The organism is Pseudomonas sp. SST3, assembly GCF_003325755.1.
This window is the reverse complement of the sequence record NZ_QORI02000002.1, coordinates 260,106-273,364: the sequence shown is the minus strand read 5'-3', so window position 1 is coordinate 273,364 and position 13,259 is coordinate 260,106. Positions and strand designations below refer to the sequence as shown.

The 13,259-nt window shown below is 62.2% G+C and carries 13 protein-coding genes and 1 pseudogene; 6 read left to right on the top strand and 8 right to left on the bottom strand.

All coding sequences use genetic code 11. The annotated features are described in order from the left end of the window. Positions 1 to 104 precede the first annotated feature (104 nt). Positions 105 to 1,031 carry a LysR substrate-binding domain-containing protein gene (locus DQ405_RS03445; RefSeq protein WP_168422942.1) on the top strand — a complete coding sequence of 309 codons (927 nt, stop codon included), beginning with the start codon at positions 105 to 107 and terminating at the stop codon, positions 1,029 to 1,031. A gap of 40 nt (positions 1,032 to 1,071) precedes the next feature. Here DQ405_RS03445 and adhP read toward each other — a convergent pair whose 3' ends face one another. Next, positions 1,072 to 2,112, bottom strand: a complete 1,041-nt coding sequence (gene adhP / locus DQ405_RS03440; RefSeq protein ID WP_241729786.1) for an alcohol dehydrogenase AdhP — start codon at positions 2,110 to 2,112, stop codon at positions 1,072 to 1,074. Positions 2,113 to 2,342: 230 nt separating this feature from the next. Between adhP and purE the strand changes: the two genes are divergently transcribed. From purE to DQ405_RS03415, 5 genes and pseudogenes are all read left to right on the top strand, one after another. Then, a complete protein-coding gene (gene purE, locus DQ405_RS03435; protein WP_168422940.1) occupies positions 2,343 to 2,834 on the top strand; it encodes a 5-(carboxyamino)imidazole ribonucleotide mutase in 492 nt (163 codons plus the stop codon). Next, complete coding sequence (locus DQ405_RS03430) at positions 2,835 to 3,920, top strand: 5-(carboxyamino)imidazole ribonucleotide synthase (RefSeq protein WP_168422939.1); 1,086 nt, start codon at positions 2,835 to 2,837, stop codon at positions 3,918 to 3,920. Between the two features lie 99 nt (positions 3,921 to 4,019). Then, positions 4,020 to 4,270: pseudogene (locus DQ405_RS03425) on the top strand (GlsB/YeaQ/YmgE family stress response membrane protein). 49 nt (positions 4,271 to 4,319) lie between these two features. After that, positions 4,320 to 4,850 (top strand): DUF3299 domain-containing protein, encoded by a 531-nt coding sequence (locus tag DQ405_RS03420; protein ID WP_168422938.1) that lies wholly within the window; start codon positions 4,320 to 4,322, stop codon positions 4,848 to 4,850. Further along, positions 4,834 to 5,538, top strand: coding sequence for a uracil-DNA glycosylase family protein (locus DQ405_RS03415; protein WP_168422937.1), 705 nt, complete (start codon positions 4,834 to 4,836; stop codon positions 5,536 to 5,538). The genes DQ405_RS03420 and DQ405_RS03415 overlap by 17 nt, the downstream gene beginning before the upstream one ends. 6 nt (positions 5,539 to 5,544) lie before the next feature. Here the strand turns inward: DQ405_RS03415 and DQ405_RS03410 are convergent, their stop codons facing one another. The 7 genes from DQ405_RS03410 to DQ405_RS03380 all read right to left on the bottom strand — a co-directional run bounded on the left by DQ405_RS03410 (position 5,545) and on the right by DQ405_RS03380 (position 13,213). Beyond that, complete coding sequence (locus DQ405_RS03410) at positions 5,545 to 6,624, bottom strand: FAD-dependent oxidoreductase (RefSeq protein ID WP_168422936.1); 1,080 nt, start codon at positions 6,622 to 6,624, stop codon at positions 5,545 to 5,547. A gap of 225 nt (positions 6,625 to 6,849) precedes the next feature. Then, the gene (locus tag DQ405_RS03405; RefSeq protein ID WP_168422935.1) at positions 6,850 to 7,734 is read right to left on the bottom strand and encodes a D-hexose-6-phosphate mutarotase; all 885 of its coding nucleotides are present in this window, start codon (positions 7,732 to 7,734) and stop codon (positions 6,850 to 6,852) included. A 162-nt stretch (positions 7,735 to 7,896) separates the two neighbouring features. Further along, on the bottom strand, positions 7,897 to 8,586 hold the full coding sequence (locus tag DQ405_RS03400; protein WP_168422934.1) for an ABC transporter permease: 690 nt from the start codon (positions 8,584 to 8,586) through the stop codon (positions 7,897 to 7,899). Next, positions 8,583 to 9,278: an ABC transporter permease gene (locus tag DQ405_RS03395; RefSeq protein WP_168422933.1), complete on the bottom strand. Its 696-nt coding sequence runs from the start codon at positions 9,276 to 9,278 to the stop codon at positions 8,583 to 8,585. The genes DQ405_RS03400 and DQ405_RS03395 overlap by 4 nt, the downstream gene beginning before the upstream one ends. 62 nt (positions 9,279 to 9,340) lie before the next feature. Further along, positions 9,341 to 10,096 carry an ABC transporter substrate-binding protein gene (locus DQ405_RS03390; RefSeq protein WP_168422932.1) on the bottom strand — a complete coding sequence of 252 codons (756 nt, stop codon included), beginning with the start codon at positions 10,094 to 10,096 and terminating at the stop codon, positions 9,341 to 9,343. A gap of 14 nt (positions 10,097 to 10,110) precedes the next feature. Further along, on the bottom strand, positions 10,111 to 10,884 hold the full coding sequence (locus DQ405_RS03385) for an ABC transporter ATP-binding protein (RefSeq protein WP_168422931.1): 774 nt from the start codon (positions 10,882 to 10,884) through the stop codon (positions 10,111 to 10,113). A 271-nt stretch (positions 10,885 to 11,155) separates the two neighbouring features. Then, the gene (locus tag DQ405_RS03380; RefSeq protein WP_168422930.1) at positions 11,156 to 13,213 is read right to left on the bottom strand and encodes a BCCT family transporter; all 2,058 of its coding nucleotides are present in this window, start codon (positions 13,211 to 13,213) and stop codon (positions 11,156 to 11,158) included. Positions 13,214 to 13,259 lie beyond the last annotated feature (46 nt).

Here is a 13,259-nt window from a genome sequence, read left to right as displayed (position 1 = left end):
AACGCTGGGTCATGCGTGATCGGCATAATGCGCATGTGACGTCGTCTCGCTTTCAAGCGCTATACCGCGCTACCTCACCTTCGATCGAGCCAGCAGGAGCCGGCATGAACATTGATACCAAATGGCTGGAAGACCTCGTCGCGCTGGCCGCTACACGCAGCTTCTCCCAGGCGGCGCAGCGGCGTTTCGTCACACAACCGGCATTCAGCCGACGTATCCGCAGCCTGGAAAATACCCTTGGCGTGACCTTGGTGAATCGTGCCCGGACGCCTGTCGAATTGACCGAGGCGGGGCAATTGTTCCTCGTCACGGCGCGCAACATGGTGGAGCAGCTCGGTGAGGTGGTGCGTTACCTGCACAACCTTGAGGGCCAGCGCGGCGAGGTACTGCAGTTCGCCGCGGCTCATTCGCTGGCACTGGGCTTCTTTCCCGAGTGGCTGGCGCGCTTGCGACAGGATGGCGTGCCGGTGAACAGTCGGCTGGTGGCGACCAATGTCGGTGAGGCGGTGCATTCCCTGCGCGAAGGGGCCTGCGACCTGATCCTTGCCTACTACGATCCGGATGCCACGCTGCAGATGGATCCCGAGCTGTTTCCGTCCTTATCGCTGGGGCGCACCGATATCGTGCCGGTCTGTGCGGCGGATGAAGCCGGTGAGCCGCTGTTCGACCCCGACAGTGGCCAGACCGTCCCGCTGCTGGCCTATAGCGCTGGTGCGTCGCTGGGCCGCTCGGTCAACCTGCTGCTGCGTCAGCGCGGGCTCCGGTCGTCCACGGTGTATGAGACGGCGATGGCCGATAGCCTGAAAAGTATGGCCATGCAGCGACTGGGGCTGGCCTGGGTACCACGACTCTCCGTGACCGCCGAGTTGGAGCGCGGTGAGCTGGTGATCTGCGGAGCCGAGCATTGGCGGGTGCCGCTGGAGATTCGTCTGTATCGCTGTGCGCTGGTGCGCAAGGCACCGGTGCGACTGCTCTGGCGCAAGCTGGAAAGCGGCGCGGGTCAGGTTGCTGAGATGGCGGTTGCGGATTGAGTTGGGCCCGGACGCGAGCTTGGCGCATCCGGGCCTGCACTTAAAGGCTCAGAACAATGCGCCCCTCGATGGTCCCCGCGCGCATCTGGTCGAAGATCTGGTTGATGTCGTCCAGTTTGCCAGCATGGATAGTCGCCTTGACCAGGCCTTCGGCGGCGAAATCCAGCGCTTCCTGCAGGTCGGCGCGGGTGCCGACGATCGAGCCGGTAATGCTGATGGCCTTGAGCACCACATCGAAGATCGGCGTAGGGAAATCGCCCGGCGGAAGGCCAACCAGCGCGACCGTTCCGTGACGGCGAGCCATGCCGATGGCCTGGCCGAAAGCGCTGTTGGACACTGCAGTGACCAGCACCCCATGCGCCCCGCCGATGTCGCGCTGGACGATCGCCACCGGGTCTTCGCGGCGAGCATTGATGGTCAGGCTGGCGCCGAGCGTCTTCGCCAGTTCCAGCTTGGCATCGTCGACGTCGACCGCCACCACGTGCAAGCCCATCGCCTTGGCGTATTGCACCGCGACATGGCCCAGCCCACCGACACCGGAAATCACCACCCACTGGCCGGGACGGGCGCCGGTCATCTTCAGGCCTTTGTAAACCGTGACGCCGGCGCAGAGGATCGGTGCAATCTCATCGAACGCGACCTTGTCCGGCAGGATGCCGACATAATTGGGGTCAGCCAGGACATATTCGGCGTAGCCACCGTTGACTGAATAACCGGTGTTCTGTTGCGCGGTACACAGGGTTTCCCAGCCGGTCAGGCAATGCTCGCAGCAGCCACAGGCGGTATAGAGCCAGGGCACGCCGACGCGATCGCCTTCCTTGACCCGTATTACGCCGCTGCCAACAGCGGCGACGTAGCCGACACCTTCATGGCCCGGAATGAAGGGCAGGGTGGGACGTACCGGCCAGTCCCCTTCGGCCGCGTGCAAGTCGGTATGGCAGACGCCACAAGCTTCGATCTTTACCAGTATCTGCCCGGCGCTCGGCAGCGGGACCTTCACTTCCTCGATACGCAGTGGTTCGCCGAACGCATGCACCACGGCGGCTTTCATGGTCTGGGTCATGGGGAGTCTCCTTTGCATCGGAGCCGCCAGTCTGCTCCCGACCCGGGTCCATCATTGACTTCGAGCAATACCCGCCGCGATCGACGGCGTAGTCGGACGTACGGCCGCGGGTGCCGGCGGGCGGGGGCCTGCGGTATACTGCGCGGCCTTCGGTCGGACCGATCCGACCATGTACCTGCACGGCCGCGCTGTCACCAGCGCGGCCGTTGTTCCTGATGCGCCCGCGGGCGCCGAAGAGAGGCACGACGATGACCGCACTGGTAGGCGTGATCATGGGCTCCAAGTCCGACTGGTCCACCTTGAGCCACACCGCAGACATGCTGGAGAAACTCGGCATTCCGCATGAAGTCACCGTGGTGTCCGCGCACCGCACCCCCGATCTGCTGTTCCAGTACGCCGAACAGGCCGAAGCGCGCGGGCTGCGGGTGATCATCGCTGGCGCAGGCGGCGCGGCTCATTTGCCTGGTATGTGCGCGGCTAAGACGCATCTGCCGGTGCTTGGCGTGCCGGTGCAGTCTTCGATGCTCTCGGGTGTGGATTCGTTGCTGTCGATCGTGCAGATGCCCGCTGGCGTACCGGTCGCCACACTGGCCATCGGCAAGGCAGGCGCGATCAACGCGGCGCTGCTGTCGGCCAGCATCCTTGGTCACGAATTCCCTGAATACCACGCCGCGCTGAAGGCATTCCGCGACGAACAGACCCAGACCGTGCTCGACAACCCTGACCCGAGGAACGCGTAAATGAAGATCGGCGTAATCGGTGGCGGCCAGCTGGGCCGCATGCTCGCCCTGGCGGGAACGCCGCTGGGCATGAACTTCGCCTTCCTCGACCCGGCGCCAGATGCCTGCGCCGCGGCCCTGGGCGAGCATCTGCGAGCGGATTACGGCGATCAGGACCACCTGCGCCAGCTCGCGGACGAGGTCGATCTGGTGACCTTCGAGTTCGAGAGCGTGCCGGCTGAAACCGTGGCATTCCTCTCTCAGTTCGTCCCGGTCTATCCGAGCGCCGATGCCCTGCGCATCGCCCGTGATCGCTGGTTCGAGAAGTCCATGTTCAAGGACCTGGGTATCCCGACGCCGGCCTTCGCCGACATCCAGTCTCAGGCCGATCTCGACGCCGCCGCGACGAGTATCGGTTTGCCTGCCGTGCTCAAGACCCGCACGCTGGGCTACGACGGCAAGGGCCAGAAGGTCTTACGCAAACCGGCGGATGTCACCGGTGCGTTTGCCGAGCTGGGTAGCGTGCCGTGCATCCTGGAGGGCTTCGTGCCGTTTAGTGGCGAGGTTTCGTTGATCGCCGTGCGTGGGCGCGATGGCGAGACCTGTTTCTACCCGCTGGTGCACAACACCCATGAAGACGGCATCCTGCGGTTGTCGGTGGCCAGCAACAATCATCCGCTGCAGTCGCTGGCTGAAGACTATGTGTCTCGCGTGCTGACCAAGCTGGACTATGTCGGTGTGCTGGCTTTCGAATTCTTCGAAGTCGATGGTGGGCTGAAGGCCAACGAGATTGCGCCGCGCGTGCATAACTCCGGGCACTGGACCATCGAGGGCGCCGAGTGCAGCCAGTTCGAAAATCACCTGCGCGCCGTGACCGGCCTGCCGCTGGGCTCGACGGCGAAACTGGGCGAGAGCGCAATGCTCAACTTCATCGGCGAGGTACCGCCTGTGGCGAAGGTCATTGCCGTCGAGGATTGCCATTTGCATCACTACGGCAAGGCATTCAAGGCCGGACGCAAGGTCGGCCATGCCACCCTGCGCTGCCCGGATCGCGCCACGCTTGATCGGCAGGTCACTGCGGTCGAGTCGCTGATCCAGCGCGACTGAATCCTCCGGCCGTCTGGCTCGCAGGTTTGGCGTCGAACTGCCTGGCCCGCTCCCGGTCCGAAATTACGTGACGCGTATTTTCGACTAGAGGAGACTGCAATGGGCATCATCGGAACCATCATCATCGGCCTGATCGTAGGCATCATCGCTCGCTTCCTGAAACCCGGCAACGACAGCATGGGCTGGATCATGACCATCCTGCTGGGTATCGGCGGCTCGCTGCTGGCTACCTATGGCGGCCAGGCACTTGGGCTCTACCAGGCGGCGAAGGCGCAGGCTTTATCGGTGCGGTAATCGGTGCGATCATCCTGCTGGTGATTTACGGCATGGTGACCGGCCGTAAGCACTGATCCGCTGGGCCGCGCTCTGCGGCCCCGCTCCTTTCATCGTTCGGTTGTCATGCGCCCGATAATCCTTTCACTGCTTCTGTGCTGTAGCTCCCTCGTCCACGCCGCACCGGCGGAGCTCGACTGGCTCGAGCTGATGCCAGCCGAGGATCGCAAGGCGCTGGAAGAGATGCCGGAGATCGAGCACAACTCACCCGAAGCCGATGGCTTCAGCGATCAGGGTGGGCTCAAGCAAGGGAGCGGTCTGCCGGAAGTGATGTATTCGGCCAAAACCGTGCCTTCACTGGACGGAAGGGAGATCCGTCTCGGTGGCTACCCCGTGCCGCTGGAAACCGACAGCGAAGGCCGCAGCACCGAGTTCTTTTTAGTGCCCTATCCGGGCGCCTGTATCCACGTTCCACCGCCACCGCCGAACCAGATCGTGATGGTTCATTATTCGGACGGTATCGCCTTGGACGACATCTACGCACCGCTGTGGGTGGACGGCACGCTGCGAATCGAGCCGGTCAGCAACGAGCTGGCCGATGCCGCGTATGTGATCTCCGCAGCCGAGGTGACGTTGGTTGATGAAAGCGACCTCTGAGCCGAAGCGGCGCCCGATAGCGCTCGATCAAGCACAACACGAGGCATTCCGCGCGCTCGCAGCGGAAACCGACGGCATTGACCTGGCCGTCTATGAGCAATTCGAGAAGGACTCGCTGGAGCCGATCATCGGGCTCGGTCGCGCCGACGCGCCGCTTGCCTTCTTCGGTCGTGATCCTGGTCGTGAGGAGGTGCGCTACGGCGAGCCGTTCATCGGTGGTGGCGGTCAGCTGGTACGCCGCGGGCTCTATCGGCATCTGCACGGCGAAGACATGCCGGATTTCGAGGCCGGCCGCGCGCTCGGCGAAGCCTTCTTCTGGATCAACACAGTGCCTTACAAGCCACTCGGCAATCGGGCCTGGTCGATGGCGATCAAGCGTCGCTTTCATCCGCTCATGCAGCGTTTGTTGATTGAAAACTGGCGCGGACGTGACATCGTCACCCTCGGCCGTGAAGCGTTTCTCTGGTTCGGCATGGAGCAATCGCGCGAGGTGCGCCGGCAACTTGAAGCCTACTGGCAGCGTGAGGATCGTTTCACCGCCCATTTCGATATCGAACTGGCGACCGAGCAAGGCGCCATGCGGACGTTTCGCTTGCACCCACTGCCACACCCCTCGCCACGCAACCTGACGTGGTTCAAGCGCTTCCCCGCGCTCCTGGAAACGCGGCTGCAGCAATTACTTGATTGAACGCCGTCAGTCATCAGCACCATGGCGGCGCATGAAGCTGCGGTCGATATGATCCTTCCAGGTGCCCAGTAGTTTGCCTTCGGCCGTCAGGCTGGCCCAGCTCAGCAAGGCACCGCCGTGCCCATCGGCCAGCAGAGCGAGGCTGTGCGTCTGCGGATGATAGTGGCGCAGCGGCTGGCCGATGGCTGCCCGGCCGAGGTTGGTAGCGAGCACGTCCGCCTGGCGCACGGCATGCACGCCGTTACGCGCGGCGCCGGGAAGGCTGGCGCAGTCGCCGCTAGCGAAGACGTGTGGATGCGAACGGCTCTGCAGGGCCGGAGTCACCTCGATGAATCCGCGAGAATCCAGACGCAAGCCGGACTCACGCAGCCATTCCAGTGGGTAGGGCCCGGTCGCGACGACAAGGCGTCGGCCTCGCCAGCGTATCTGGCCGTCGCCTATCAGGGTATTACCATGCACCGCCTGGATCGGGGACTGCTCATGGACCTGAACGCCGGCACGCTGTAGATGCTTTAACGCGATGCGACGAAGGCGCGGCTGATGACCTGTAAGGAGATCGTCAGCCGAGAACAGATGAAGCTCCGGCTCGCGTCCAGCCATGGCCAGCGCCAGCTCTACACCTGCCGCGCCGCCACCGAGGATGGCTACCGGTTCGGGTGTTTCCTGCCACTGCTGCCAGCGCCGGATGAAATCGGCGAATGGCTTCACCGAAAGCAGCTCCATGCCATCGCCGGACTGTTCTGGCAGCCGTGGGAGGGAACCCAGGTTGAGCGACAACCAGGTGCTGCGCAATGTCTCACCCGTCGCCAGGAGCAGTTCGGGAGTGTCGGGGAGCAGCGCCACCAGGGTGCCCTGGACAAACTCCACCCCGGCTGCCGCGCAGAGCTTGGGCAGCCCTACGCGGCACTGGCGTGTCTGGTAGTGCTCGGCGAGCAGACCTGGCATCATCGCTGAATACCAGGCGTGAGGCTCGGCCGATACCAGGCCGATACGGCCCATGGGACGTTCCCGGCTGGCCCATAGACGCAGCACGCCGAGGTGGCTGTGACCCGCGCCGGCAAGCAGTAGATCGAAGTCAGTATTCATGGCGCATCAGGCTGATGCGCATGGAGAGCGAGGCGGCTAGATGCTGTCTGCTGCAGCGTGGCATCCATGGCAAGAGATCCTCCAGAGCATTGCAACCGGCCGGTGGGCTTGCATCAGTCGCAGCCCAGCGATCGCCGAGGGCGGTGGGATGCTCGCCTGCAGTATAGGTTCTGCGCAGCTCGTTGGCTGTACTTCTTCGCCACGCGCAGCCGCCACCCGCTTGCGTTATAGGCTCGAGGAGCCGATCGATACGCCGAGCGTATGGCTGCCGCCGGGTTCCAGCTGGACCATGTCGTCCAGCACGTTGGCGGTCTCGATGCACACCATGCGCTGCCAGGCATCGTCGGCAAATTGCGAAAGGCGCTGAGCCTTCGCAACCCAGGGGTTCCACAACACCGCTGAGCGGGAGCCGTGACTCTCCAGCGTGATGCGGCGGTTAAGTCCCGGATCGCGTAGGCACAAGGTCGGCGGCAGGTCCAGATAGATGCGGTCCGTTTCGCCGTCGAACGCCAGATCGCCCCGCTGCTGTCGCTGCTGCCAGTCTTCGAGCGTTTCGATATAGGCGCGCCCGTCCAGGCCTTCTACTGCTACCTGATGAATGTCGCTGATAGTGAAGTAGCTGTGCAGCGCCTGGGACAGGGCGATGGGAACCTCGCCCTGGTTGCGGCTGTTGAGGGTCAGGTGCAGTCGCTGGTCCAGCCGGATCTGCAGGCTCAGTTCGATGGCGTGCGGCCAGCCGGGAAGGTCGCCGGTATTGCAGGCGAACTCCAGCGTGGCGCTGTTGGCGTCGCTGCGTTTCAACATCCAGTCGATGTTGCGCACCAGCCCGTGTGCCGGGGCCGGCTGGCTGCTCCGGTACATGTCCTGTATTGGCTGTGGATTGCGCGCCAGATCGCCGAACCAGGGCCAGCACACCGGGACGCCGCCACGTACTGCCTGGCCGCGCTCGTAGGCTGCTTCTTCACTGAGCCATATGATCGGTGTGCCCTCGTCCTGGCGGTAGCTGAGCACTTGCGCGCCCTGTTCGGCGACCACTACTTCGGCGGCACCATTGCGGATGCGCCAGCAGGCAAGTTGGTCCATTTCGATGCGCTGGATGTCGACGGGCATGGCGGTCTCGTGGCAAGGGATGACGGGTTGTTCTGACCCTGTCGGCAGCGAAGGATTCCGTCGCGGTGAAGCCGCGGATCAGCGCCACGGAAACAGGTCGCGGCTGATGGTGGGTGTCGAGCCGCCCCGGCCTTGAGCCGTGGGCGGATCCGGGCGGAGGGATCAGCGGCCCTGACAGGCATCCACGCGCAACCAGCGCTCCAGCAGTTTGAAACCCTGCATCAGGATGAAGGCGATGATCAGGTAGATCAGGCCGGCGGTAAGGAACATCTCCTCGTGCATATAGGTGCGCGCCGCGATCTTGCGTGCCATGCCGGTCAGCTCGAGCAGGGTGATCGTACTGGCCAGGGCGCTGGCCTTGAGCATCAGGATCACTTCGTTGCTATAGGCCGGCAGACCGATGCGCGCGGCGCGAGGGAGGATAATGTGCCGTAGTGCCTGATAGCGGGACATGCCCAAGGCTCGGGCGGCCTCGACTTCTCCTGCCGGCACGTTCTGGATTGCGCCACGCAGGATCTCGGCAATATAGGCAGCGGTATGCAGGGTCATGGTGATGATCGCGCACCAGTAGGGGTCACGTAGAAATGGCCAAAGCCAGCTCTGACGAACCACCTCGAACTGCGCCATGCCGTAGTAGACCAGGAACAGCTGGACCAGCAACGGCGTGCCGCGGAAGAAGAAGATGTAGCCGTAAGGCAGGGCGCGCACTGCGAGTATGCGCGAGGATCGGGCGATGCCCAGCGGCAGGGCGAGAATCAGCCCGGCGACAACCGAAACGCCAACCAGCTGTAGGGTGAGCCAGGCGCCCTCGAGAAAGCTTGGCAGCCATTTGATGAACAATTCCCAGCTCATGCGGCGCTCCTGACGAAGCCGCGACCGGCACGTTTTTCAAGGAAGTACATGCCCGTCATGGCGATGACGGTCAGGCTCAGATAGATGAGCGCGGCGACGACGAAGAAGGTGAACGGCTCCTTGCTGGCGGTTACTGCGATTTGCGAGCTGCGCATGATTTCTTCCAGGCCGATGACCGAAACCAGCGCGGTGTCCTTCATAAGGATCATGAACAGATTACCCAAGCCAGGCAGGGCCAGGCGCCACATCTGGGGCAGGATCAGACGCAGGAAGATCCGTCGCTTGCCGAGGCCGAGCGCCAGTCCGGCTTCGCGATGCCCTTTCGGAATCGCCAGCAATGCGCCACGGAAGACTTCCGTGGCATAGGCGCCGAAGCACAGGCCGAGGGCGATAGTGCCAGCGGCGAACGGGCTCAGGGCGAGATTTTCAATGCCGAACACGTTGCCGATGCCGCGCACCAGGCTGATCGTGCCGAAATAGATCAGCAGCACCCAGAGCAGCTCGGGCACGCCGCGCACGATGGTTGAATAGGTGCCGCCCAGCCAGCGCAGTGCAGCGAACGGAGAAGTTTTGGCCAGTGCGCCAAGCAGCCCGAGCACCAGGCCCAGGGCCAGTGCCGCGAGGGCCAGCTGAATGGTCATCCAGGTTCCGGCGATCAGCGCCGGACCGAATCCATGAAGGTCGGGAATCATATGGGCTCAAACACCAAAGCCCGACCTACCAGTGCTGGTGGCCGGGCTTTGGTTCAGACGGATCAGTAGATGTTGAAGGGGAAGTACTTGGCGTTGATCTTCTCGTAAGTACCGTCAGCGATGATCTCGGCCAGGGCCTTGTTCAGCTTCTCGCGCAGCTCGTCGTTGCCCTCGCGCACGGCGATGGCGATCTTGTCGTCATCGAATACCGGCTCGCCCTTGAACTCGAAGTCCTTGCCAGCATCGCTCTTGAGCCATTCCCACTGCACGAAGGAGTCGGCAAGAATGCCATCGACGCGGCCCGAGGCCAGGTCGAGATAGGCGTTTTCCTGGGTGTCGTAGAGTTTGATATCGACCACGCCGTCCAGGTTGTCTTCTAGCCAAGTGCCGGCGATGGTCGCGCGCTGGGCGCCGATCACCTTGCCGTCCAGATAGTCCTTGTCGGTCTTGAAGTCGACCGACTTCGGTGCCACGAACTGCAGCTTGTTGGTGTAGTAGTGGTCGGTGAAATCTACGGCGTTCTCACGCTCTTCGGTAACCGACATCGACGCAGCAAGGAAATCGAACTTGCCGGCATTGAGCGCAGGGATGATGCCATCCCAGTCGGAGGTGACCACTTCGCATTCGACTTCCATCTTCGCGCAGAGCGCGTGGGCGATGTCCAGGTCGAATCCGACCACTTGACCGCTGGAGTCGATCAGGTTGAAAGGAGGGTAGGCGCCTTCAGTGCCGATGCGCAGCTTGTCGGCGGCAAAGGCGTTGGCGCCGAGCATCAGGGTGGCGGCGGCGGTCAGCAGAATCTTCTTATAGCTTTTCATGTGGTGTTGCTCCATTAGCGATGGCTGGACATGAACTGTTTACAGCGTGCCGATTGTGGATTGTCGAACACCTGCTCGGGCGTTCCTTGCTCTTCGATCAGGCCCTGATGGAGAAAAACCACCTCACTGGAGACCTGTTTGGCGAAGTTCATTTCATGAGTGACCAGCAGCATGGTACGGCCCTCATCGGCCAACGACCGAATCACTGCAAGCACTTCTTGTACCATTTCCGGGTCGAGCGCCGAGGTCGGCTCATCGAACAGGATCACCTTCGGTTGCATCGCCAGGGTGCGCGCGATGGCCGCGCGTTGCTGCTGGCCGCCGGATAGCTGGTTGGGATAGACATGGCGCTTGTCAGCGATGCCCACCTTGGCCAGCAGGGCTTCGGCGCTTTCGGTAGCTTCGGCCTTGCTCAGGCCGAGCACGCGGCGCGGCGCCTCGATGATGTTGTCCAGCACACTCATGTGCGGCCAGAGATTGAAATTCTGGAACACGAAGCCGAGCTTGCTACGCATCAGGTTGATCTGCTTGGCATCGGCTGCCATTAGGTCGCCGTCTTTGGCACGCTTGAGGCGCAACTGCTCGCCGGCGACGAGTATCTCGCCCTCGTTGGGGTTTTCCAGCAGATTGATGCAGCGCAGGAACGTGGACTTTCCGGAGCCGGACGAGCCGAGGATGGAAATTACGTCGCCGTCGCGCGCTGTCAGCGAGATGCCTTTGAGTACTTCCAGATCGCCGTAGCGCTTGTGCAGGTTGCGGATTTCCAGTGCTGGGATGGCCTCAGCCATTGAGCTTCCTCTTCTCGGACCAGGCGTTGCGTGGTCCCTTTACGGTGTAAATTGCGCTCCGGCCGACTGCTCGCCCTCCTGGCGAGGCGCAAACCTAGCATGGGCGGGAGCATGCGCCAAGCGCGGCGCGGCTCCAAGGTTTGTGACCGGCCGGTCACTTGGGTGTGGTCCCTTTACTTCCCCCTTATGTATAGATGAATTTGCGGGTCGTGGGGCGTAAACGGTGAGCGAATGCCAGCCGACGATCGAGACCTCGGAATGCCGTAACGCATCATGGATGATCGGGCTTGGGCAGGTCCGTATCGCCGCCCAGCATCTCGTCATGCTCCTGCATCTTCCAGGGCAGGCTGCCGGGAGAGATATGCAGGAAGTGCAGGTACTTCTCGAACTGGTCGAGAATATCGCTGATGATGTCCTGCTGGCCATAGCCGTAGATGTCGTAATGCTGCCCCCCGCGACGCAGGAAGACCTCCGCGCGGTAGTACTGCTCATCGGCATCTGGCCCCTCGGAAAGCGCGAAAGCGGGCATGGCGTAGCCGACCATGCGGATCTCGTAGATGAAATCGACCTGATCTTCCTTGATGACCTCGAGATAAACACGGGAGTTGGCCTCGTCGGCGTGCACCTGAGCGTCCCACTCCTGGCCGCCGAGTTCGCGCTGCACACGGCGCATGGCCTTGAGCACGGTGCTGCTCATAAACTCTTGAACGTGGTCGCGGTCCGGGAAACTGACCATGCCGGCCAGGCGCTTCTTCCACAGGCCGGGACCTGCATTACTGGCCAGACGTGTGCTCTGCATGTGGTTCTGCAGGCTGGTTTCGTGGTGTCCTTCGATCACCAGTGCGCGCCACATGCCCAGCGCAGCGATCATCATGATGATGGCGAACGGCAATGCGCTGGCGATGGTCATGGTCTGCAGCGCGCTAAGGCCACCGGCGAGCAGCAGGGTGGCGGCGACCAGCCCTTCGGTGGTGGCCCAGAACACGCGCTGCCAGACCGGCGTGTGAATCGCGCCGCCCGCGGCCAATGAATCGATCACCAGGGAGCCGGAGTCCGACGAGGTGACAAAGAACGTGATGATCAGTACCACCGCCAGGAAGGATGCGATGGAGGTCATTGGTAATAGCTCGAACAATTTGAACAGCGCGATGGCGTTGTTGGCCTGCACATCGGAAATCAGCGAGGTGTAACCCTCGACCATGATCAGGTGCAACGCGGTGTCGCCGAATATCGAGAACCAGAGAAAGGTGAAAATCGTCGGCACGAACATCACGCCGAAGACAAATTGCCGGATCGTCCGGCCGCGGCTGATCTTGGCAATGAACAGGCCAACGAAGGGTGACCAGGCGATTGTCCAACCGAAGATGAACAGCGTCCAGTTGCCGATCCAGTCGCTGCGAGAATAGGCCTGCAGGTTGAAGGTGCGCTCGATGATGTTGTTCAGGTAGCTGCCGGTGTTCTGCAGGAAGGTCTCGAGAATGAAGATGGTCGGGCCTACGGTAAATACGAAGAGCATCAGGCCGATCGCCAGAACCATGTTCAGCAGCGACAGGTTCTTCACACCTTTGTCGAGACCGGCCACCACGGAGCAGATCGCCATCGCGGTGATGATGGCGATGGCAATGATCTGCACGCTGATGCTCACCGGAATTTCCGGCCACAGGTAGTTGATCCCGGCATTGATCTGGGTGACTGACAGACCCAGTGTAGTGGCGATGCCGAACAGTGTGCCCAGAATCGCGAAAACGTCGACCACATGACCGATCGGCCCATGGATGCGCTCGCCAATGAGCGGATAGAGCGCCGAACGCATGGACAACGGCAAGCCATGACGGAACGAGAAGTAGGCCAGTACCAGGCCGGTCAACCCGTAGATCGCCCAGATATGGAAACCCCAATGAAAGAACGCGATTTGCATGGCTTGCTTGGCTGAATCCACCGTTTCAGCAGCACCGGCTGGCGGTGATGCGTAATGCAGCACCGGCTCGGCCACGCCGAAGAACAACAGGGCGATGCCGTAGCCGGCCGAGAACAGCATGGCGAACCAGGCGGGGAAGCTGTATTGCGGTTCCGCATGATCAGGTCCCAGTTTGATATTTCCCCAGGGCGTCATGGCGATGCCGACGATGAATACCAGAAAGAAGGCCACCGACAGCATGTAGAACCAGCCGAAGTTGGTGGTGATGAAGGCGAGCGTCGAACTGAACACCTCTCCGGCCAGATCGGGATTGCTGATGGTCCCGATTACCAGCAGTAGCGTGACGACCACTGCCGGGATAAACACCGGAAAAAGAATGATGGCCTTGGGTAGCTTCTTGTCTGCTTCCATATGTCGTTCGGGTCTCTGGTTGCTAGAGGGGGACGGAAACGCGCAC